At 73.9% G+C, this 20,393-nt stretch carries 19 protein-coding genes; 11 read left to right on the forward strand and 8 right to left on the reverse strand.

Features of this window, described 5'->3' with window-relative positions:
• Positions 1 to 27 precede the first annotated feature (27 nt).
• Positions 28 to 1,584: an MFS transporter gene (locus AB0K43_RS20920; RefSeq protein ID WP_363641848.1), complete on the reverse strand. Its 1,557-nt coding sequence runs from the start codon at positions 1,582 to 1,584 to the stop codon at positions 28 to 30.
• 97 nt (positions 1,585 to 1,681) lie between these two features.
• Here AB0K43_RS20920 and AB0K43_RS20925 point away from each other — a divergent pair, with 97 nt between their 5' ends.
• Positions 1,682 to 2,263 carry a TetR/AcrR family transcriptional regulator gene (locus AB0K43_RS20925; protein WP_363641850.1) on the forward strand — a complete coding sequence of 194 codons (582 nt, stop codon included), beginning with the start codon at positions 1,682 to 1,684 and terminating at the stop codon, positions 2,261 to 2,263.
• Positions 2,264 to 2,350: 87 nt separating this feature from the next.
• Here the strand turns inward: AB0K43_RS20925 and AB0K43_RS20930 are convergent, their stop codons facing one another.
• Positions 2,351 to 2,683 carry a cupin gene (locus AB0K43_RS20930; protein ID WP_363641852.1) on the reverse strand — a complete coding sequence of 111 codons (333 nt, stop codon included), beginning with the start codon at positions 2,681 to 2,683 and terminating at the stop codon, positions 2,351 to 2,353.
• Positions 2,684 to 2,820: 137 nt separating this feature from the next.
• Here AB0K43_RS20930 and AB0K43_RS20935 point away from each other — a divergent pair, with 137 nt between their 5' ends.
• Complete coding sequence (locus tag AB0K43_RS20935) at positions 2,821 to 3,096, forward strand: hypothetical protein (RefSeq protein WP_363641854.1); 276 nt, start codon at positions 2,821 to 2,823, stop codon at positions 3,094 to 3,096.
• 61 nt (positions 3,097 to 3,157) lie between these two features.
• On the opposite strand, the gene AB0K43_RS20940 is transcribed toward AB0K43_RS20935, so the two are convergent.
• The gene (locus AB0K43_RS20940) at positions 3,158 to 4,315 is read right to left on the reverse strand and encodes an acyl-CoA dehydrogenase family protein (RefSeq protein WP_363641856.1); all 1,158 of its coding nucleotides are present in this window, start codon (positions 4,313 to 4,315) and stop codon (positions 3,158 to 3,160) included.
• A 187-nt stretch (positions 4,316 to 4,502) separates the two neighbouring features.
• Between AB0K43_RS20940 and AB0K43_RS20945 the strand changes: the two genes are divergently transcribed.
• Complete coding sequence (locus AB0K43_RS20945) at positions 4,503 to 5,654, forward strand: helix-turn-helix domain-containing protein (protein ID WP_363641858.1); 1,152 nt, start codon at positions 4,503 to 4,505, stop codon at positions 5,652 to 5,654.
• A 61-nt stretch (positions 5,655 to 5,715) separates the two neighbouring features.
• Here AB0K43_RS20945 and AB0K43_RS20950 read toward each other — a convergent pair whose 3' ends face one another.
• Entirely contained in the window at positions 5,716 to 6,033 is a 318-nt protein-coding gene (locus AB0K43_RS20950) for a hypothetical protein (protein WP_363641860.1), read from the reverse strand.
• Between the two features lie 356 nt (positions 6,034 to 6,389).
• Between AB0K43_RS20950 and AB0K43_RS20955 the strand changes: the two genes are divergently transcribed.
• Both AB0K43_RS20955 and AB0K43_RS20960 read left to right on the forward strand, forming a co-directional pair.
• Positions 6,390 to 8,336: an ATP-binding protein gene (locus AB0K43_RS20955; protein ID WP_363641862.1), complete on the forward strand. Its 1,947-nt coding sequence runs from the start codon at positions 6,390 to 6,392 to the stop codon at positions 8,334 to 8,336.
• Between the two features lie 109 nt (positions 8,337 to 8,445).
• Positions 8,446 to 10,806 carry a hypothetical protein gene (locus AB0K43_RS20960; RefSeq protein WP_363641864.1) on the forward strand — a complete coding sequence of 787 codons (2,361 nt, stop codon included), beginning with the start codon at positions 8,446 to 8,448 and terminating at the stop codon, positions 10,804 to 10,806.
• Here the strand turns inward: AB0K43_RS20960 and AB0K43_RS20965 are convergent.
• Both AB0K43_RS20965 and AB0K43_RS20970 read right to left on the reverse strand, forming a co-directional pair.
• On the reverse strand, positions 10,794 to 11,018 hold the full coding sequence (locus AB0K43_RS20965; protein ID WP_363641866.1) for a hypothetical protein: 225 nt from the start codon (positions 11,016 to 11,018) through the stop codon (positions 10,794 to 10,796). The two genes, AB0K43_RS20960 and AB0K43_RS20965, sit on opposite strands and share 13 nt — an antisense overlap.
• Positions 11,015 to 11,404: a hypothetical protein gene (locus AB0K43_RS20970; protein ID WP_363641868.1), complete on the reverse strand. Its 390-nt coding sequence runs from the start codon at positions 11,402 to 11,404 to the stop codon at positions 11,015 to 11,017. Before AB0K43_RS20970 ends, AB0K43_RS20965 begins: the two co-directional genes overlap by 4 nt.
• A gap of 188 nt (positions 11,405 to 11,592) precedes the next feature.
• Between AB0K43_RS20970 and AB0K43_RS20975 the strand changes: the two genes are divergently transcribed.
• Entirely contained in the window at positions 11,593 to 12,648 is a 1,056-nt protein-coding gene (locus tag AB0K43_RS20975; RefSeq protein ID WP_363641870.1) for a Scr1 family TA system antitoxin-like transcriptional regulator, read from the forward strand.
• A 32-nt stretch (positions 12,649 to 12,680) separates the two neighbouring features.
• On the opposite strand, the gene AB0K43_RS20980 is transcribed toward AB0K43_RS20975, so the two are convergent.
• On the reverse strand, positions 12,681 to 13,661 hold the full coding sequence (locus AB0K43_RS20980) for a CHAP domain-containing protein (protein ID WP_363641872.1): 981 nt from the start codon (positions 13,659 to 13,661) through the stop codon (positions 12,681 to 12,683).
• Positions 13,662 to 14,195: 534 nt separating this feature from the next.
• On the opposite strand from AB0K43_RS20980, the gene AB0K43_RS20985 reads away from it, so the two are divergent.
• From AB0K43_RS20985 to AB0K43_RS21005, 5 genes are all read left to right on the forward strand, one after another.
• Positions 14,196 to 14,600 (forward strand): hypothetical protein, encoded by a 405-nt coding sequence (locus AB0K43_RS20985; protein WP_363641874.1) that lies wholly within the window; start codon positions 14,196 to 14,198, stop codon positions 14,598 to 14,600.
• Positions 14,601 to 14,688: 88 nt separating this feature from the next.
• Complete coding sequence (locus AB0K43_RS20990) at positions 14,689 to 15,099, forward strand: hypothetical protein (protein ID WP_363641876.1); 411 nt, start codon at positions 14,689 to 14,691, stop codon at positions 15,097 to 15,099.
• 112 nt (positions 15,100 to 15,211) lie between these two features.
• Positions 15,212 to 16,912, forward strand: coding sequence for a threonine/serine exporter family protein (locus AB0K43_RS20995; RefSeq protein WP_363641878.1), 1,701 nt, complete (start codon positions 15,212 to 15,214; stop codon positions 16,910 to 16,912).
• Between the two features lie 54 nt (positions 16,913 to 16,966).
• Positions 16,967 to 18,061, forward strand: a complete 1,095-nt coding sequence (locus AB0K43_RS21000; RefSeq protein WP_363641880.1) for a hypothetical protein — start codon at positions 16,967 to 16,969, stop codon at positions 18,059 to 18,061.
• A gap of 191 nt (positions 18,062 to 18,252) precedes the next feature.
• Positions 18,253 to 19,488: a C40 family peptidase gene (locus tag AB0K43_RS21005; RefSeq protein WP_363641882.1), complete on the forward strand. Its 1,236-nt coding sequence runs from the start codon at positions 18,253 to 18,255 to the stop codon at positions 19,486 to 19,488.
• 10 nt (positions 19,489 to 19,498) lie between these two features.
• Here AB0K43_RS21005 and AB0K43_RS21010 read toward each other — a convergent pair whose 3' ends face one another.
• Complete coding sequence (locus tag AB0K43_RS21010; RefSeq protein WP_363641884.1) at positions 19,499 to 20,065, reverse strand: dihydrofolate reductase family protein; 567 nt, start codon at positions 20,063 to 20,065, stop codon at positions 19,499 to 19,501.
• Between the last annotated feature and the right edge of the window lie 328 nt (positions 20,066 to 20,393).

Consider the following 20,393-nt stretch of genomic DNA (forward strand, 5'->3'; position numbering starts at 1 on the left):
TCGGGCCGGTGCGGGCCGGCCGCCGGCTCAGGCGGCCGCCGCCACCTCCGGCCGCTCGGACTTCGCGGGGGCGGCGGCCGGCAGGTGCCGCATCAGCCGGTTGGCGGCCACCGCGGCGCCGAGCATGACCACCAGGCCCACCACGGCCGCCACGTGCATCCCGTCGGCGAAGGCGCTCCGGGTGACCGCCAGCAGATCGCCGCCGGCCCGGCCGGAGAGCTGGCCGGCCACCGTGACCGCCCCGCCCAGGGTGTCGTGCGCCGCCCGGGCCGCGTCGGCCGGCAGCCCGGCCGGCAGCTCGCCGTCCAGCCGGGCCCGGTAGATCGCCGCGCCGGCCGCGCCGAGGATCGCGATGCCCAGCGAGCTGCCCAGCTCGCTGGCGGTCTCCGAGGTGGCGGAGGCGGCGCCGGCCCGCTCGGCGGGGGCGGCCGAGACCACCATGTCGGCGGTGAGACTCATGGTGCCGACCGAGCCGGCCGCGATCACCCCGGCGGCGACCAGGAGCACCACCAGCGGGGTGTCCGGGCCGACCGTGGCCATCAGGCCGAAGCCGGCCGCGCCGACCAGGAAGCCGCCGGTCATCAGGACGGCCGGCCGGACCTTGCCGGCCAGGGCGCCGATGCCGCCGACGGCCGCGCCGACCCCGACGCTCGGCAGCAGCGCCCAGAGCGAGGCGGTCAGCGGGCTCATGCCCTTGACCAGCTGCAGGTACTGCGAGGTGAAGAGGGTGAAGCCCATCATGGCGAACATCGCGATGGTGTTGACGGTGATCGCGCCGCTGAAGGTGCGGATCCGGAACAGGGCGACGTCGATCAGCGGGTGGGCGGCGGTGCGCAGCCGGGCCACCAGCCCGGCGCCGGCCAGCAGGCCGGCCGCCAGCACCAGGGCCGGGGAGGTGCTCCAGCCGTCCACCGCCAGCGTCTTGATCCCGTAGACCACCGGCAGCACGGTGGCGATCGACAGCGCCGCCCCGGCCAGGTCGAAGCGCCCCGCGCCCGGCGCCCGGTACTCGGGCAGCAGCACCGGCGCGGCCAGCAGTACCAGCAGCATCGCGGGGATGGCGGCGAGGAAGGCCGAGCCCCACCAGAAGTGGTCCAGCAGCAGCCCGCCGGCCACCGGGCCGAGGGTGGCGCCGCCCATCAGCGCGCCGGTCCAGATGCCGAGCGCGGCCTGCCGCTGCCGGGCGTCGTGGAACATGTTCCGGATCAGCGCCAGCGTGGACGGCATCAGGGTGGCCCCGGCGACGCCGAGCAGCGCCCGGGCGCCGATCAGCTGGGTCGCGCCGTCCGCGTAGGCCGCGACCAGCGAGGCCGCGGCGAAGCCGGCGGCGCCCGCGATCAGCAGCCTGCGCCGCCCGATCCGGTCGCCGAGCGCTCCCATCGGGATGAGCAGGCCGGCGAGCAGGAACGAGTACATGTCCATGATCCACAGCTGCTCGGTGCCGCTGGGCTTCATGTCGGTGGCGATGAACGGGACGGCGAAGAAGAGCACGCCCATGTCCATCGAGATGACGAGGGTCGGGAGCAGGAGGACGGCGAGGCCGATCCATGCGCGGCGGCCGGCGAGGCCGGTGGTTGCGGTCATGGGGATGACTGTACGAGCGTGTGACACAACTGTCTAGTACGAGCGTCTAAATCGTCTGTGCGAGACATCTGTCCATGCCTGGCCTACCATGGCCGACATGGGAAATCGCGAGGATCTGCTGGTCGGCGCCAAGCGCTGCCTGCTCGACAAGGGCTACGGGCGCACCACCGCCCGGGACATCGCCTCCGCCGCCGGCGTCAGCCTGGCCGCGATCGGCTACCACTACGGCTCGAAGGACGAACTGCTGGCGCAGGCGATGGTCTCCGCGCTGGAGGACTGGGGCGCGACGGTGGGGGAGGCGCTCACCGAGGCGGCCGGGGTGGCCGACCCGCGGGAGCGGTTCGCCGCGGCCTGGGACCGGGTGCGGCGGTCCTTCGTCGAGAACCGGGGCCTGTGGACGGCGCAGTTCGAGGTGATGGCCCATACGGACGACACCGCGGGGCTGCGGAAGGCCTTCGAGGAGGCCCAGCGGGACGGGCGGCTCGGGCTGTCCGCGATCTTCCAGGGGCTGCCGGAGGTCCCCGACACTCCGGACGAGATGGCCCGGGGCGCCTTCTACCAGGCCCTGCTGGCCGGGCTCGCGGCGCAGTGGCTGATCTCCCCGGACCAGGCGCCGACCGGCGCGGAGCTGCTGCGCGGCCTGGAGCTGGTCAGCGCGGGCGTGCTCGGCGGGGGCTGACGGGGCGCACGGGACTGACGGGGCTGATCGGGCTAGCCGGACCGGCGGGCGCGGACCGGCGGGCGCGGGCCGGTGGGCGTCGGCCGGTCAGTTGGTCACGGCGGTGAGCAGCACCACCGAGTCGACGTGCGCGAGCAGCCCGTGCCGCTCCTGCGGGATGGGGTGGAGCTGGCCGGCGGTGAGCTCGTGGCGCCGGCCGGCGACGGTGAGCGAGACCCGGCCGCGCAGCACCTGCAGGCTCGCCGCCACCGGCGCGTTGTGCTCGTCCAGCGAGGCCTCGGCCCGGAGCGCGATCACGGTCTGCCGCAGGACGCTGTCGTGCAGCAGCAGATGGGCGCTGCGGCCGTGCGGGTTGGCCGCGGCCTTGGCGCTGTGCTCGTCGGCCAGCAGGTTGAGATCGACGGGTTCGGGCTCGGACATCGCGGCCTCCTGCGTGGGCGGGACCCCCGCCGCGACCCTAGGGCCTGTTCGGCCACTCGCGCGCGCTGGAGTGCCGTCAGGGGGTCGGACGGGCCTCTCCGGGTGCGCGTCGGCGCACGCGGACCCATGGTGGAGGTATGGCGACCAACAACAGGTTCAGCGACGGATTCAACGTCAACCGCTCGATGCTCACCACCGGTGTGCTGCTCGGCGGTGTGGGTGCCCTGCTCACCATGGCGGGCGCGGTCATCGCGGGTGTCGCGCTCGCATCCGCCGGGCGCGACTACGTCCGGCGGATGGACACTCCGCCCACCGAGCGGGCGGCCAGGGCGATGCAGCAGGCCAGGGCGGCCTCGATGGCCGGGCTGGAGGCCTGGCGCAGCGAGAGCAGCCAGGGCAGCTCGGTGAACTGACCGAGGCCTTCGAGGTCCGCTCCCGGGTCACCCCTGGGTGACCCGGGAGCGGCGACGGCTGCTACAGCCCCATGGACTTGGCGATGATGCTGCGCATGACCTCGCTGGTGCCGCCGTAGATCCGGAACACCCGGTTGTCGGTGTAGAGCCGGGCGATCGGGTACTCCAGGATGTAGCCGTACCCGCCGTGCAGCTGAAGGCACTTGTCGATCACCTGGGAAGCCGACTCGGTGCAGAACAGCTTGGTCGCGGCGGCGTCCGCCACGGTCAGCTCGCCGTGCTGGTAGAGCTCCAGCGCCCGGTCCACCATGGACTGCTGGGCGACCACCTGGGCCTCGCAGTCGGCCAGGGTGAACTTGGTGTTCTGGAACTCGGCGACCGCCTTGCCGAACACCTTGCGGTCCTGCACGTACCGCACCGCGAAGCGCACCGCGGCCGCGGCCGAGGCGTACGCGCCGACCGCGATGGCGAGCCGCTCCTGCACCAGGTTGTGGGTGAGGTAGGAGAAGGCCCTGCCCTCCTCGCCCAGCAGATCGCCGACCGGCACCCGGATGTCGCTGAAGGCGAGTTCGGCGGTGTCGGAGGTGCGCAGGCCGATCTTCTGCAGCTTGCGGCCGACGGTGTAGCCCTCGGAGGTGGTGTCCACGCACAGGATGGACAGGCCGGCCCGGCGGTCCTCGGGGTCGTACGGGGAGGTGCGGCAGACCACCAGCACCAGGTCGGCGAGCACGCCGCCGGTGATGAAGGTCTTGGCACCGTTGAGGACGTAGTGGGTGCCGTCCTCGGAGAGCTTGGCGGTGGTGGTGATCCCGGCCAGGTCGGAGCCGGCCCCGGGCTCGGTCATCGCGATCGCCGTCATGATGTCGCCGGAGACGAAGCCGGGCAGCCAGCGCCGCTTCTGCTCCTCGGTGGCGTACTCCAGCAGGTACGGCAGCACCAGGCCGGTGTGCACGCCGGACGAGCCGAAGGTGACGCCCGCGCGGGCGCACTCCTCGCTGACCACCGCCTGGTACTTGAAGCCGCTCTCGCCCGCGCCGCCGTACTCCTCGGGCACCTCGATGCCGTACACGCCGAGCTCGCCGAGCTTGCGGTAGAAGTCGCGCGGCGGGTGGCCCTCGGCCTCCCAGCTCTCGTAGACCGGGACGACCTCCTTGGAGATGAAGTCCCGGATGGTCTCCCGGAAGGCCTCGTGGTCCTCGTTGAAGACGGTACGGCGCACGGCGGCGCTCCCTTCGGACAGCGGCTGATCGCGGAACAAGTTAATCGCCGGTAGCCTCGGCTGTCCAGCATGGTCGCGGCGATCCCGCCGGTGGTCCGGCCTTCTGCCGCCAGGGCCGGGCGGCCCTCAAGTGAATGCTTGCTACCCTGGGTGGCGCTTTCGTGGGCCGGGTGTGAAGGGGGGCGTGGTGGAGCGGGTGATCGTGCGGCGGCCGCCCGGGCGCCGGGAGCGGGCCGTCGCCGCCGCGGTCGGGCAGTTCCACCGGCGCGGCTACCACCGGGTCTCGATGGCCGAGGTGGCCGCCGAGGTGGGCATCACCGCGCCGGCGCTGTACCGGCACTTCCGGGGGAAGCCGGAGCTGCTGCGCTGCGCGCTGGAGGCGGAGTTGGCCGCGCTGGCGCAGTCGGTGGAGGCCGGAGCCGCCGGGCCGGCGGAGCTGTGCGCGGCGCTGGCCGCCGCCGCGGTCGACCACCGGGCCCTCGGGACGCTCTGGCAGCGTGACGCGAGGCTGCTGCCGCCCGGTCAACGGGCGGTGCTGCGGCGGGAGTTGCGGGCGCTGGTGGGGCGGATGGCGCAGATCGTCGAGGGGCCGGGCGCGGTGGGGGCCGAGTTCCGTTGCTGGTCGGTGCTGTCGGTGTACGGCAGCCTCTCGCACCACACCTTCGCGCCGCCGCGGCGGCGGTTCGAGCAGCTGCTGCGGGAGCTCGGCGGCGCGCTGCTCGCGGCCGATCCGGCCCCCGCCCCGACCGTCGTCCGACCCCTCGCGCCCCCGAGCGCGTTGGCGGGGTCGCGGCGGGAGGAGCTGCTGGTCGCGGCGGTCCGGCTGTTCGACCGGCGGGGGTTCGACAATGTGAGCACCGAGCAGCTCGGCGCGGCCGTCGGGATCGCCGGCCCGAGCGTCTACAAGCACTTCGCCACCAAGGCGGAGCTGCTGGCCGCCGCACTGGTCCGCAGCCGCGAGCGGCTGTGGCACGAGGTCGGTGGGGCGCTGGCGCTGGCGCAGGCGCCCGGGCCGGGCGCGGCGCTGGCCGCGGGTCTGGCCGCCTACCTGGACTTCGCCCGGCGCAACGGCCACTACCTGGGCGCGATGCTGAGCGAGACCGAGCGGCTCGCCCCGGCGGACCGCAAGGCCGCGGTGGACTTCCGGCGTGACTTCCTGCGGACCTGGGTCGGCCTGCTCCAGCAGGTGCGGCCCGCGTACGACCAGGCCGAGGCCCGGATCCGGGTGCACGCGATGTTCGCCCTGGTCAACGACGGGGTGCGGCACCGGCCGTACGGCGCGGGGGCCGAACCGGCGCCCGGCCTGGAGGCGTTGAGCCGGGCGGCGCTGGGCCTGTGACCGGACAGGGGTGAGGGGGCGGGCCCGCGCGGACCCGCCCCCTCACCGGTCCGGTGGCGGCCTAGTAGAGGACGAACGGGTAGTAGACGTGGTGGGCCAGATTCCCGTTGCCCTGGGCGTTGCCGATGGCGCCGGAGTTCCCGACGACGCCGAGGTTGGTGTTCTGGTTGCTGCCGCCGGAGCCGGTGGCGGTCTGCTGGGTGCCGTTGGCGTTGCCCAGGACGCTGCCCACGATGTTGCTGGACCCGGTGTTGCTCACCACGCTGCTGTTGGAGCCGTTGTCCGCGCCGGCGCCGTTGTCGGCCTGGGCGGTGCCGATGCCGGCGAGGAGGAAGGCGCCGAGGGCGGTGACGGCGGCGGCCGCACGAATACGGGACACGATGGTCTCCCTGCTTGCTGGGTGCGAGAAGTGGCGCCTCGGGGTTGGCCGCCCCTGGTGCGCCGGTACCTGACGTCGCCCCATCAGGATTGCCCAGATGGCCTATCCGCTTCCAGCCTTGACCGGACGGTTAGCTCGAAGGTGTCACGGATATCGGATAACCCCTGAGCGAGCGGGCGCGCCCAAAGGTGTGCAATCGGCCGGGAATCCCCCCGAACGGTGGGCTTTTCCCCCACCTGGAGCGGTGGCCGGCCGATGGCGCCCGCGTCAACCGGTGGTTGACCAGATATCTCATCGGATCAGGGCTGCCGGAAAGCGCTGGTCCACCGATTGTCGTACTGGCAGACTGGGGCCTCATGTCTCAAGGTCTGCCGCCCGGTCACGGGCCCGCCGGCGATTTCCCCGCCGCCGACAATCTGCGTACGACCGAGGTCGATCTCGGCGGCCTGGTGAGCGTGCTCGCCACCCACCTCTACTCCACGCCGCTGGTGGCCCTGCGCGAACTGGTGCAGAACGCCCACGACTCGCACACCCGCCGCAGGCTGGAGGACCCGGAGAACACCGCCGCACCGCTGATCCGGGTCCGCGGCGACGCCGCCGCCCGCACCGTGGCCATCGAGGACACCGGGGCCGGCCTCACCGAGCCGGAGATCCACGCCTACCTGGCCACCGTCGGCACCGGCTACACCCGGATGCTGCGCGACCTGACCGGCAACCAGGAGCTGATCGGCGCCTTCGGCCTCGGCTTCCTGTCCGCCTTCTCGGTCGCCGACGAGGTCGCCGTCACCACCACCTCGCACCGCGAGCCGCAGCTGGGCCACCGCTACCGCAGCCGCGGCGGCGAGCAGTACAGCGTCGAGCCGGCCGCGCCGCGCCCCGCCCCCGGCACCGAGGTCAAGCTCCACCTCAAGCCCGAACACGCCCACCTGGCCGACGAGTACGCGCTGCGCGAGGTGCTCGGCCGGTACTGCGTACTGCTGCCCATCCCGGTCTACGTCGGCGACGACGAGGAGCCGGTCAACGGCGTCCCGGTGCCCTGGCGCGAGCAGTCGCACGGCGACACCCACGGCGCCCGGATGCGCTTCGCCACCGCCTTCGGCCGCCGCTTCGAGCCGCTCACCGCCTTCCCGGTCACCCCGGTCGAGGGCCGCACCGACGCGGTCGGCCTGCTCTGGGTGCAGGACGGCGGCACCTACGGCTCCACCGACAACCGCGACCTGTCCGTCTACCTGCGCGGCATGCTGCTCTCCGAGGACGCCCGCGACCTGCTGCCCAGCTGGGCCGGATTCATCGGCGGCGTGGTCGAGTCCACCCGGCTCACCCCCACCGCCAGCCGCGAGGACCTCCAGCGCGACGACCACTACCGGGCGCTCCAGCAGGCGCTCGCCGACGCCATCGTGGACGGCCTCTACGAGACCGCCCGGCTGCACCCGGCGGCCTGGCGGCGAATCCTCGCCCGGCACGGCCAGGACCTGCTCGGCGCCGCCCTGTGCGACGACCGCCTGTTCACCCTGCTCGCCGACGACGTCCCGGTGCCCACCTCGCAGGGCGACCTGACCGCCGGCGCGCTGCGCGCCGCCGGCTCGGGCGCCGTGCACGTGGCCCTCGGCAGCGGCGGCGGCTTCGAGGAGATGCTCTACCGCGCCATGCAGGTGCCGATCGCCCGCGGCGACCGGTACGCCGTGCTGCCGTTCCTGCGCCGCTACGCCCAGCTGCGGGAGTGCCGGATCGTCGAACTCGGCAGCGAGAGCGGCAACCGCGAGCTGTTCCGCGACCCGGAGCGCCCGCTGCCCGCCGAGGAGAGCGCCTGGCTCGGCGCCGCGCTCGCCGACGAGGGCGAGCAGCTGGTGGCCGCCCGGTTCGACCCGCCCGGCCTCCCGCTGGTGCTGGTGCCCGACCGGGAGGCCGAGCTCAAGGCCCGGATCGAGGACGACCAGGCCGACGCCCGGATCCCGTCCGCCGCCCTGCGGCTGGCCCGCGCGTTCACCGCCCGCACCGACGGCGACGTCAAGGCCCGGCTGTACCTCAACCTCGCCTCGCCCGCCGTCCAGGACCTGCTGACCGCCTACCGCGCCGGGCACACCGGCAGCACCACGGCCGCCGCCCTGCTCCGCTCGCTCAAGGTGATCATGGCCGCCGCGGCCGGCTCCGCCGCCGGTGACCTGACCGCGGCGCTGGCCGGGGTCGGCACCGCCGTGTCCGCGCTCACCGCCGCGATGCCCGAGGCGCTCGCCGTGCCCGACCGGCTGTCGGGCCCGTCCGGCACACTGGCCGCCGAGGACCTGCCGGGCGAGCCCGGATGACCACGCACCGGACCACGCACCGGACCGCGCCCCGGATGACCGCGCAGGACCGCACCGCCGAACGAGCCGCGCACCCGGCGGCCGCACCGCACCACAGGGGGAACCCGGCATGACCACCGACATCTGGGGCTGGGTGCACGACACCCACCGGCAGCTCAACGAAGCCGGCCAGCACCGGCTCGCCACCGCGCTCGCCGAGATCGCCGGCCACGCCGTCGAGGGCCGCAACGAGCAGCTGGACGCCATGTACCCGGAGGCGCTCGCCTCCGCCCGCGCCCTCGGCCTGCCCTGGGTCGAGGTGTTCCTGCGGCACTGGCGGCTGCAGAACCTGCTGAACAAGCGCCACCAGGGCGAGGCCGCGATGGCCGAGGCCGTCTCGCTGCTGGAGTTCGCCCACCGCGAGGAGACCCTGAGCTGCCCGCAGTCGGTCTGCGCCGTCCAGGACTTCACCATCTGCCACGCCAACATCGACGGCCCCGGCTACGTCAGCGAGCGGCTCGCGGTGCTGGAGGAGACCCTGGAGCGGGTCGAGCCCGCGCGGGCCTGCTTCGACTGCCTCTCCCGCGAGTACGCCGACACCCTGGAGGACGACGGCCGCGGCGAGGAGGCACTGACCTACCTCGACCGCGCCCAGGCCCGGATCCAGGCCGCCGGCGAGCAGGTCTCGCTCGCCTTCGGCCACAGCCGCGCCTCCGCCCTGCACCGGCTCGGCCGCTACCAGGACGCGCTGGCCGCCTACGACACCGCCGAGCACGCCTACGTGGCCGCCCGCAACCAGCTGGACGACGACGACCGCCGCAAGCTCGCCGCCGGCCGCGCCCTCAACCTGGCCGCCCTCGGCCGCGCCGGCGCCGCCCTCGACCTGCTGCCCCCCGCCGAGGAGGCCGACCAGTACGCCGACATCCGGCACCGCTGGGCCCGCGCCGTCGAACTCCTCGCCCAGGGCGGCGCCCTGCCGCACGGCGAGCTGGCCAACGACGCCGAACTCGGCGCCCGCCTCGCGCGCTGGGTCGGCCACCTGGACACCGCCGGCTCGCACCGCCCCTGCCTGGACCTGGTGCTGGTCGCCGGCCGGCTCGCCGTCGCCCGCGGCGCCCGGACGATCGCGCTCACCCTGGTCGCCACCGGCGAGCGCAAGCTCGCCCTGCTGCGCCGCACCGACGACGGGGTCGCCGACCGGCTGGCCGCGCTGCGGGCCGCCGCCGAGGCCCTGCCGCCCGCCGAACTCCCGGTGCCCGCCGCCGAACTGGTCGAGTGGCTGGCCGAGCACACTCCCGCCCCGGAGACCGGCGCCGACCTGCTCGCCGCCGCCCGGGCCGAACTCCCCGCGGACGCCCCCGCGGTGGTCGCCAACCTGGCCGCCGTGCTGGGCATGCTCGGCCACGGCCGGACCGCCGCCGACCTGCTCTGGGCCGAGCTGGAGGAGGGCCGCGGCCAGGACTACGTGGCCGGGATGCTCGGCTCGATGCTGATCGAGGCCGGCGACGGCGAGGGCGTGCGCCGCCTGGCCGAGCGCCTGCTCACCACCGACCCCTCCGACGCGCACTGGCTGCGCGCCCGCTGGGCCGCCACCGAAGGCCGCTGGTCCGAGGTCGGCGAGCACTGCGCCGGCGTCCTCGCCCACGAGCCGGAGGCCATCAACACCCGCCGGCTGGCCGCCGCCGCGGCCACCCGCACCGGCGACCACGCCGGTGCCCAGCGGATCTACCAGGAGCTGCTGGCGCACGCCCTGCCCGAGGACGAGGCCGGCCCGGGGGAGGAGCACCGCACCGTCCAGGAGCCGGACCTCTGGCACCTGATCACCGCCGCCACCGCCAACCGGGACTGGGACACCGTCCGCGCGGTCGGCGCCCGCCTGGGCATCGAGTTCGACGAACCCGCCGGGCCGGTCGAGGAGGAGTGGCAGCTGATCACCCTGCGGGCCACTCGGACCAACGGCTCCACCGCCGAGTTCCCGGCCGTCCGCACCGGCCCGGCCACCGCCCGGGTGCTCCCGGTGCTCGGCGACGAACTCCCGCTCAACCACCGGGACATCGTGGTCTTCGGCCCCGCCGTGCTCAACGACCCGCCGCAGAGCGAGGAGGAGCAGGAGCGCTGGCGGCCCACCTTCGAGCTGCTCACCCTGCTCGACCCGGCCGGCTACACCACCTACTGGCTGGACGGCGCCTGGCCCGGCGACGACCACTGGGTGGCGCTGCGGACCGACCTGCAGCAGGCCGGCTACGGCGTCTGGGCCTACAGCGGCGACCACTACGCCGTCACCGACCCCGCCGACCAGGACGGTGAGGGCCTGCCCGGCATCTACGCCGCGCTCGGCGTCCCGCCGACCGCCTCGGCGGCGCAGGCCGACGCGCTGCTGCTGCGGCTGACCGCCGACTGGCCGCACCCGGTCAGCTGGCTGGACCTGGCCGAGGCCGGCGGCCTGGACACCGCCCGGCACAAGGAGATCGTCGAGCGCTACGGGCTCTGACCCGGGGCAGCCGCTGTCGCGGCGGTGGGCCGACCGCCGCCGCGATGGCAGATGTGCACGAACGCCTGGTGCAGCGGGTGTTCGGCCTGGTGGGCGGCGAGCCACCGCCGGGCGTGCTCCTCACCCTCGGCGAGGCCCGACCCGGCCCCGCAGGGCGTACCGGCCGCGTCCGGCTCCAGGCAGCGGAAGCCGTGCAGCGCATGCTCGTTCACTCGCGCTCCCCGGCCGCCCGGACCAGCCGCGGATCGGCATCCCACTCCCGCCCGCCCCCGCGCGGCCGCAGCCACCAGCGGCCGTCCGCCGCGCCCCGGAACTCGCCGACGGCGCCGGTCGCCAGATCGACCACCCGCTCACCGACCCGCGGCAGCCACAGGTTGGCCGACCCGGCCCACACCGCGGCCGCCAGCCGGACCACCACATCCGGCCGGGCCGCCCCCAGCTCCACCAGCACCGTGCCGGACATCCGGGCCGCCCGCCAGTCGATCCCGACGGACGGGAGTCTGACCCGGGCGGAGTCCAGCGCCCCGGTCAACTCCCGCAGTGCGTAGGCGGCTTCCCGGCGGGCGTCGGCGGTGTGCCGCTCGATGATCGATCCCACGGCGCGATCACCCGGCCTTCACGGGCGCGGAACGCTCGGTCAGGGCGTGCATGGCTGCTCCTCTCCTCGGGCGCGCTCTCGGGCGCCCCTGCTTTCGTTGCTCTCCGCCACCAAGCATGGCCGGACGGTAGTAGCGTGACGAGCGGTCAGGCGTGCCATCCGACAGGGTCACGGGGGGAGCGGGAGCAATGGTCCGACGTGCGGCGGCGGCCCCGAAGGGGGAGCGGTACTCGCCCCAGTTCCTCGCCTGGCTGCTCACCACCGCCCGCGAGTCGGCCGGGCTGACCATCACCGACCTGGCGGCCCGGCTGCACTGCGACCGGTCGTTCGTCTCCCGGCTGGAGTCGGGCGGGCGGGTGCCGCAGGAGAAGCTGATCGAGCAGTGCGACGAGGTGCTGGGCACGGGGGACCTGCTGGCCAAGGCCTGGGCGAAGATCGACTGGCACAAGGAGGTCGAGCACCCAGACTGGTTCAGGCGGTTCGTCGAAAAGGAAGCTCAGGCGACGGTGGTCCGCAACTACGAGGTCGCGTGGGTCTCGGGACTTCTGCAGACTCCGGAGTACGCACGCGCATTGTTCTCGCGGGGCGATGCCGCCGGCGACGAGGTGCTGATCCGCGAACGCATCGAGGCCCGGATGAGTCGGCAGGCGCGCTTCATGGCCGAAGACGGTCCACTGCTCGTGGTGGTGCTCGACGAGTCGGTGATTCGACGCATCGTGGGGGACCGGCAGGTCATGTACCAGCAGCTTCGCCATCTGCTGGAAATGGCGAAGCGGCCCAACATCGTCATCCAGGTCGCTCCGTACGAGCTGGGCGAGCGAGCGCCATCAGGTGTGTCGCTCACTCTCCTGACCATGCCGGACGGCACCGAATGGGTCTACTCGGAGAGCCTGGACAAGGGCCACTTCATCAGTGAGCCGGAGCAGGTCGCGAGGCGGTCAAAGGCCTATGATCGCCTGCGGGCTGACGCCTTGTCGGCGTCAGAATCGGCGCGGCTGATCCGCCGCGTGATGGAAGGACTGTTGAACATGGGCCCGAGGGTCGATCTCGCCAGTGCGAGCTGGTTCAAGAGCGGTTTCAGCGACAACAACGGCGGCAACTGCCTCGAAGTGGCCTACAACCTCGGCTCCGTCGTCCCTGTCCGTGACTCCAAGGACCCCGACGGCCCCGCCCTGGTGTTCCCGTCCGCCGCCTGGGCCGCGTTCGTCCGGGCCACCGTCGCCGGGGAGTTCGGCGCGGTGTGAGCGGGGGCCCGGAAGCCCCCGCCCGGGGTGGGTCAGCCGCAGTGGCCCCAGTCGCTGGTCCAGCTGGTGGTCTTGAAGGTGCCGCCCCACTGCACGCAGGCGCCCGGCGCAGCCAGTCTCACCGGCCCCGCGTACGAGGCGAAGGTGCCCGGGTCGCTCGCCGAGGCGCCGCCCTGGACGCTCAGTGTGGCGTTGAGCGGCACCGCGCCGGCCGGGTGGTCGACCAGGGTGGTCACGCAGTTCTGCCCGCTGGTGGCGTTGTACAGCAGGTAGACCCGCGCGCCGTCCAGGCCCTGCGAGTCCACCACGCCGAATCCGGCGCCGCAGACGGCGGCCGGGGTGTACGGGTTGGCGCTGACCGTGGACGGAGTGGTGTAGCCCGCGATGTAGTAGCCGTGCGCCGGGTCGACGCCGTCGGGCACGCTGCCGACGGCGGTCTGCGCGGCCGGGATGGTGATCTGGACGACCCGGGAACTCTTCGCGAACTCCGCCATCGAGCCGGCCTGCGGGGCGCCGTTCCAGTCGCCGTTGGCCGTCACCACCGAGCCGTCGGTGGTGACCGCGGTCACGATCGCCACGTGGTGGATGTCGGAGTCCTGGGTGCTGCCGTACTCGACGGCGTCACCCGGCTGCGGCTGGTACCCGGCCGAGCTGTGCTGGGTGCCGTGGCTGAGGCCGTAGGACTGGAAGCTCGCGGCGGAGGCGTCCAGGCCCTGGACGGCGAAGCCGGAGTTCTGCCAGGCCCACTTCACGAAGTCGGCGCACCAGTACTCGGGGCCGCCGCTGTACCCGCCGGCGCAGCTGGTGCCGAACTGGTCGCCGCCGAGGCTGTTGGAGGTCGGGGTGTTGGCGCAGGTGCCGGCGCTCTTGCCGACGTTGGCGGCGGCCAGGTTCGCCGCGTCCGCGCCGGTGGCCGCCGCGGCGGTGGACAGGCCGGTGACGGTCGGCAGGCCGAACGCCAGGAACATGGCTGCTGCGGTGGATATCCGGCGCAGTAAGGTCTGGGGCTTCACCGTTCTCCTCGAAGACGGAGGGCAGGGCAGCTCGGGGCCCGCTGCTCCGGAGGGATGGCCGGTTTTCCGTGCGTACCCCGCCGACCGGGTCGAGTCTTGGCCGGCGGCGTATCGCCGCGGTCGCGCAACGAGTGTCCGGATCGCACGGGCGTGCAGCGGTTCGCCAGGATGTGTGAGTTTGCCCGCGCAGGCGGATGAACCGGGGCGGTGGTCGGTACGACTGGGTGCGGAGCATCGACACGAGCGGGGGTTCGGGCCATGGGTGGAATGCATCGGGCAGTGGGAGCGGGGCGGCGGCGGGCGGCCATGGGGCTGGGCCGGAGCGCGGCCATCGCGTTCGGGGCCTTCGGGCGCAGGCCGGTGCCCCCGGGCCGCGCCGTCCGCGAGCAGGACTACCGGTAGCACCGCGACCCGGCGCGCGGGAGGCGCTCGCCAACAGCTGATACGCGCCGGTACGCCCTGCCACACCCGTTGACAGCCCGCCCCCGCCGCTGGAACCTCGCGGTACAGCAAAAGTCAAGGGGGATCCAAGAGATGACGACCTATCAGGCGGGCGCCGGCCCGATGCCGAAGGCGCTGAAGTTCGCGATCGGGGGCCTCGTCTTCCAGGCGCTGGTCACCGCCTTCGCGGGGGTGCTGCTCTATGCGCTGGCGGCCGACGAGGCCTCGCACGGCAATGACGACGGCACCGTCGGGGTCCAGCTGATCGCGCTGGTCTCGATCGCCATCGCGGTGCTGCTGGTGGTGTGCGCGGTGCTGACGCCGCGCCGGCTCGGCTGGGTCCGGGTCACGGTGATCGTGGTGGAGTCGGTGTCCGTGCTCAGCTCGGTGATCGCGCTGTTCTCGGGCACGGTGGCGGCGGTCGGCGGTATCGCGATCGCGGCGGTGATCATCAGGACGTACGCCTCCTCGGAGAGCGGGGCCTTCTTCACCCGCTGAGCCGGGAACCCCGGCCGGGGGCGAAGGCGTCTTGGCAATTGCTTTACCATTCCATTGCCAAGATTCGACCTTCAGGAGCGCGCACACCGTGACCAGCCTCGCCCTCGGCCCGTCCTGGCTCGACCCGACCCAGCTGATCTCGACCTTCGGCCTGATCGGCGTCCTCGCCGTGGTCTTCGCCGAGTCCGGTCTGCTGGTCGGGTTCTTCCTGCCGGGGGACTCCCTGCTGTTCAAGCAGGAGAACGTGGCGAAGGCTGGCGCCTTCTTCGAGCGGCACGGCCCCAAGGCGATCGTGCTGGCCCGCTTCGTCCCGGTGATCCGCACCTTCACCCCGGTGATCGCGGGCGTCACCGCCCTCGGCTACTTCCTCGGGCAGATCGCGTTCGTCCGGGACAACATCGAGTTCATCTGCCTCGGCATCGTGCTGCTCTCGGTGCTCCCGGTGCTGTTCGAACTGGCCCGCGCCCGGCGGGGTCACGCCGCCGAGTCCGAGGTTTAACCGCAGGTCCACCGCACCGTACATATGCACCAGGCCGTTCGATCAGGCAAGGTGGGGGCTGACGGGAGCAGACCGTGGCCGGCGCGGCCACCAGGGGCGGCGAGGAGCGGGCGTGCCGAAGCGGGGCCGGGCCGGCGACGGCAACGAGATCAGGGCATCCGACGACGCGCCGCCCACCGAGGGCCTGCTCGGCTCCGCCGCGCCGCCCGTCGAGCCGCAGACCCCGATCCCGCTCGCCCCGGCCCCGCAGCCGACCGACGGCCTGCTCGCGCCCGCGCCGTCCGAGCCGCGCAGCGTCGCCGAGGACACCCTCACCCCGGAGGACTGGCGGGCCGCGGGGTTCACCCCGGCGTTCGGCAGCGCCTTCCCCGACCTCCAGGCCGGCGCCCCCGGCGCAGCCCCCTGGCCGGACCGGATGCGCACCCTGCTGCGCACGCCCATGGTCGAACGGCCCGCGTTCGAGCGCACCTCGCGCGAGCTGCACCCGTCGGCCGCCGGCCGCAACGTGCCGCGGATCCTCGACCTCACGCTGCGGATCGGCGAACTGCTGCTGGCCAGCGGCGAGGGGGCCGAGGACGTCGAGGCCGCGATGCTGGGCATCGCCCACGCCTACCGGCTGGACCACTGCGAACCGCAGGTCACCTTCACCCTGATCTCCATCTCGCACCAGCCCTCGCTCACCGACGCCCCGGTCACCGCGGACCGGGTGGTGCGCCGCAGGACCTCCGACTACACCCGCCTCGCCGCGGTCTACCGGCTGGTCGCGGACATCACCGGCGAGCAGATCAGCATCAACGACGCCTACCGCCGGCTGGCCCGGATCCGCCGCAACCGGCACCCGTACCCGGTCTGGCTGCTCGCGCTCGCCACCGGACTGCTGGCCGGCGCGGCCACCTTCCTGGTCGGCGGGAAGATCGACGGCAAGGCCTGGCTGGTCTTCGGCAGCGCCTTCGTGGCCTCGGTGCTCGGCGACCGGCTCGCCGCCCTGATCGCCAAGCGCGGGCTGCCGGAGTTCTACCAGTTCGTGATAGGCGCGATGCCGGCCGCGGCCTTCGGCATCGCGCTCTCCTTCAACGACTGGCACCTGCGCGGCTCGGTGGTCATCACCGGCGGACTCTTCGCCCTGCTCCCCGGCCGGGCCATGGTCGCCGCCGTCCAGGACGGCCTGACCGGCTTCTACATCACCGCCGCCGCCCGCCTGCTGGAAGTCGTCTACCTGGTGGCCGGCATCGTGATCGGCGTGATGCTGGTGCTCTACGTCGGCGTCAACTTCAACGCCCGGCTGCGGCCCGACGAGAGCCTGGCCGGCTCGGTCGACCCACCGCTCCAGCTGGTGGCCGCGATGGTGCTCACCGCCGCCTTCGCGATGCTGCTGCAGACCGACCGCCGGACGCTCCCGCTGGTGGTGCTCAACAGCGGCATCGGCTGGTCCACCTACGGCGTGCTGGCCTACAACGCGGCCGTCTCGCCGATCGTCGCCACCGGGATCGCGGCCGGCCTGGTCGGCCTGTTCGGCCAGCTGATGGCCCGCTACCGGTACGCCTCCGCGCTGCCGTACGTGACCGCCGCGATCGGGCCGCTGATGCCCGGCTCCGCGCTCTACCTCGGCATGCTCGCCCTCGCCCAGGGCCACTCCAGCGCCGGGCTGGTCTCCATCACCCGGGCCGCCGCGATCGCCATGGCGCTCGCGATCGGTGTGAACCTGGGGGGCGAGGTCGCGCGTCTGTTCCTGAAAGCGCCGGGCGCCACCGACCGCATCGCGCCGTACCTGCTGGTACCGCGCAAGGCCGCGAAGCGCACCCGGGGGTTCTGACCGGCCGTTAGCCGGGAGGATCCGCAGCACCACCTAACGAAGGCAAGCACCACGATGATCGGCACCCTGCTGGACGGCTACCGCGAGCACATCGTCGCGACCCACAAGCAACCGCTCTTCCTGCTGCTGGCCGGCTTCATCATCTCCTTCGTCTGCATCCGCTTCAGCGTCCGGATGATCCGCGCCAAGGTGCGCTGGTGGCCCGGCAACATCACCCCCGGCGGCCTGCACATCCACCACATGGTCTTCGGCCTGGGCTTCCTGCTGATCGGCGGCATCGGGGTGATCGCGACCAACGGCGGCCACCCCTGGATCAACTGGTTCGGGTTCAGCTTCGGCGTCGGCTGCGGGCTGGTGCTGGACGAGTTCGCGCTGATCCTGCACCTCGACGACGTCTACTGGAGCGAGCAGGGTCGCAAGTCGGTGGACGCGGTGATCCTGGGCATCCTGGTCACCGCGCTGCTGCTCACCGGCTACGTGCCGCTGGGCGTGGTGCCCGGGCCGGGCTCGCCGGACGGCTGGGGCCGCTGGGGCCTGGTCGCGGTGATCTCCGCCAACGCCCTGCTGTCGGTGGTCGCCCTGCTCAAGGGCAAGGTGTGGACCGGGCTGCTCGGCATCATGGTGCCCGGCCTGTCCGCGGTCGGCGCCGTCCGGCTGGCCCGCCCCAGCAGCCCCTGGGCCCGCTGGCGGTACGCCGACCGCCCCCGCCGACGCCGCCGCGCGGTGCGCCGCGAACGGCTGCTGCACGCCCGGGCCGACCGCGCCCGGACCTGGCTCTTCGACCTGATCGCCGGCGCCCCCGACAAGGTGCCCGCCCACCACACCGCCACCCACCGGGTCGCCGAGCGGATGGCCGCCCGCGCCACCGCCCACCTGGACGCGCACGCCGCCCGCTCGCTGGCGCGGCGCTCGGCCCGGCTGGCCGACCGGCGCTCCAGCACGCCGCAGCCGCACCCGTCGGGCCGGGCCGGCGGCCCGGACCCGGCGCGCGAGGACGGCGCCCGGCGCCGCCGCCGCACCGTGCACGCCGGGCGGCTGCGCACCTACGCCGTCCGGTCCGGCCCCGACGGGCCGGGCCCCGGCACCGGCCTCGGCGCCCGGGTGTCCTACCGGCACCCGCGGCTGCCGCACCCGCAGCCGAGGCGCTGAGGCGCTCAGGCGCGGCTGTCGCGGGCCGCTCGCGGCTGCGTGCAGACAATCGGATATCTCACTCGGTCGGTCGTATGGCGCTGCCATCGGCGGGTGGTCGGCTCTGGGAAAATCACGACGGGTGACTGATTCGTCACCCGATGGGGCAGGTGGTCAACCATCAGTCGTGTACGAAAGAAAGGCTCCGGCCCGTGGCCCGAAGACTGCTTCCGGCACTCCTGCTCGCCCTCGCCGCCGTGCTCGGCCTGCTGCCCGGCGCGGCGGCCGCCCCCGCGCCCGCCGTGCCGGCCGCTCCCGCCGACGACCCGTACCCCTCTGCCGAGGACATCGACCGGGCCAGGGGCGAGGCCGAGGCCAAGGCCGCCGACACCGGCAGCGTCGAGGCCCGGCTCGCCGCCGCCCAGCGGGCGCTGGCCGACGCCGGGCTGGCGGCCGAGCAGGCCGTCGAGGCCTACAACGGCGCCCAGGCCCGGCTGGCGCGGGCCCGCGAGGCCGTCACCGCCGCCAACCGGCGCTCGGCCGCCGCCGAGGAAGCCCGGGCCGCCGCCGCCGAGCGGGCGGCCCAGCTCGCCGCCGAGACCTACCGGCAGGGCGCCACCGCCGAACTCTCCGCGATCGACGCGCTGCTCGGGGCCCGCGGCCCGCGCGCCGTCACCGAGCGGGCCGCGGCCGTCGGGATGGTGGGCAGCCGGACCAGGCAGATCCTCGACGAGACCACCTCCACCGCCGCCGCGGCCACCCGGGCCGCGGCCGACGCCCGGGGCGCGGAGCAGGACGCGGCGCGCGCCGCCGACGCCGTCCTCGCCGCCAAGGAGCAGGCCGAGGCGCGGGTGGCCGCCCAGCAGGCCCAGGTCACGGCGACCGCCGAGCACCGGGAGCGACTCCTCGCCGAGCTGGCCGCCGCCCGCAACACCACCGTCGACCTCGAACGCCGCCGCCAGGAGGCGCTGGAGGCGCTCGAGGCCCGCCGGGCCGAGGAGGAGGCGAAGGCCAAGGCGGCCGCCGAAGCCGCGGCCGCGGCCGCCGCGGCCGCCGTCCAGGTCGGTGCCGGCCCCTGGGCGGCGGGCAGCGCCCAGGCGGCCGTCGCCTTCGCCCGCTCGAAGATCGGGCTGCCCTACATCTGGGGCGGCGAGGGCCCGGGCGGGTACGACTGCTCGGGGCTGACCATGATGGCCTGGCGCACCGCGGGCAAGCGGCTCACCCACTTCGCGGCCGACCAGTACGCCGAGTCCACCCCGGTCTCGTACCCGCAGCTCCAGCCCGGTGACCTGATCTTCTGGACCAGGACCGGCCGCCCGGCCGACATCTACCACGTGGGCATCTACCTCGGCGACGACCAGATGATCGAGGCCCCCCGCCCCGGCGCCCCGATCAAGCAGGCCAGCCTCTGGATCATGGGCACCCCGGACTTCTACGCCCGGCCGTAGCGACCGCTGCTCAGCGCCTCGTCTCGTACCTGGTCAGGACCACGCCGCCGGGAAGCGTCCGCGTCTCCACCAGGTTCAGGTTCACCCAGCTGTCCAGCGCGGTGAAGAACGGCGTGCCGCCGCCCACCAGGACCGGATGGGTGGCGATCGCGTACTCGTCGATCAGCCCGGCACGCATGGCCGCCCCGGCGAGCGTCGCGCCGCCGATGTTCATCGGGCCGCCGTCCTCGGCCTTGAGTCGGGTGATTTCGGCGATCGCGTCGCCGGTGACCAGGCGGGTGTTCCAGTCGACCTCGTCGATCGTCGAGGAGAACACCACCTTCGGCGTGTCCCGCCAGTTCCGCGCGAACTCGATCTCCGCCGGGGTGGCGTCGGGCTGCTGGTCGCCGGTCGGCCAGTAGGAGCTCATCGTCTCCCACAGCTTGCGCCCGTACAGCGACAGGCCACTCGCGCGCTCGTGGTCGAGCCACCACCGGAACAGCTCGTCGCCCGGCGGTCCGCTCCAGCCGATGTCGTCGCCGGCCGCGGCGATGTAGCCGTCCAGGGTCAGGTTCATGCCGTAGATCAGTTTCCGCATGGCCCAGCCTTCCGTCCGTGGGTGTCCGGCGTACGGACCGGCGCGGCGCGGCGCGGCGCGGGAGAACTCATCGGTGCGCGATCTCAGCTCGCCGGCAGCCCTCGTGCTCGGGACTCAGCTTGGTGTAATCGGCCGACTCGGACAAGCCGTCCGATTCCGACCTCACCCGCGAGTGGCGAGACCCTGCAGGAGCCCCCGCCAGGTCGGGCGGGTGGCAGGGAACCGGGAGGGCGCAGGGCGGACGTCCCGCACCTCGTGGAGCTGACGCGGCTCATGCCTCCGACCGAGGGGCCGACGAGGGGGTCGACCGGCACGCGGTCGAGGAGTA

It is taken from the genome of Kitasatospora sp. NPDC049258 (assembly GCF_040678895.1).
Lineage (GTDB): Bacteria > Actinomycetota > Actinomycetes > Streptomycetales > Streptomycetaceae > Kitasatospora.

What these genes read in the sequence shown, in the direction of transcription:
- AB0K43_RS20920 (WP_363641848.1), bottom strand. Translation starts at nt 1,584, where the DNA reads ATGACCGCAACCACCGGCCTCGCCGGCCGCCGCGCATGGATCGGCCTC.
- AB0K43_RS20925 (WP_363641850.1), top strand. Translation starts at nt 1,682, where the DNA reads ATGGGAAATCGCGAGGATCTGCTGGTCGGCGCCAAGCGCTGCCTGCTC.
- AB0K43_RS20930 (WP_363641852.1), bottom strand. Translation starts at nt 2,683, where the DNA reads ATGTCCGAGCCCGAACCCGTCGATCTCAACCTGCTGGCCGACGAGCAC.
- AB0K43_RS20935 (WP_363641854.1), top strand. Translation starts at nt 2,821, where the DNA reads ATGGCGACCAACAACAGGTTCAGCGACGGATTCAACGTCAACCGCTCG.
- AB0K43_RS20955 (WP_363641862.1), top strand. Translation starts at nt 6,390, where the DNA reads ATGTCTCAAGGTCTGCCGCCCGGTCACGGGCCCGCCGGCGATTTCCCC.
- AB0K43_RS20960 (WP_363641864.1), top strand. Translation starts at nt 8,446, where the DNA reads ATGACCACCGACATCTGGGGCTGGGTGCACGACACCCACCGGCAGCTC.
- AB0K43_RS20975 (WP_363641870.1), top strand. Translation starts at nt 11,593, where the DNA reads ATGGTCCGACGTGCGGCGGCGGCCCCGAAGGGGGAGCGGTACTCGCCC.
- AB0K43_RS20985 (WP_363641874.1), top strand. Translation starts at nt 14,196, where the DNA reads ATGACGACCTATCAGGCGGGCGCCGGCCCGATGCCGAAGGCGCTGAAG.
- AB0K43_RS21000 (WP_363641880.1), top strand. Translation starts at nt 16,967, where the DNA reads ATGATCGGCACCCTGCTGGACGGCTACCGCGAGCACATCGTCGCGACC.
- AB0K43_RS21010 (WP_363641884.1), bottom strand. Translation starts at nt 20,065, where the DNA reads ATGCGGAAACTGATCTACGGCATGAACCTGACCCTGGACGGCTACATC.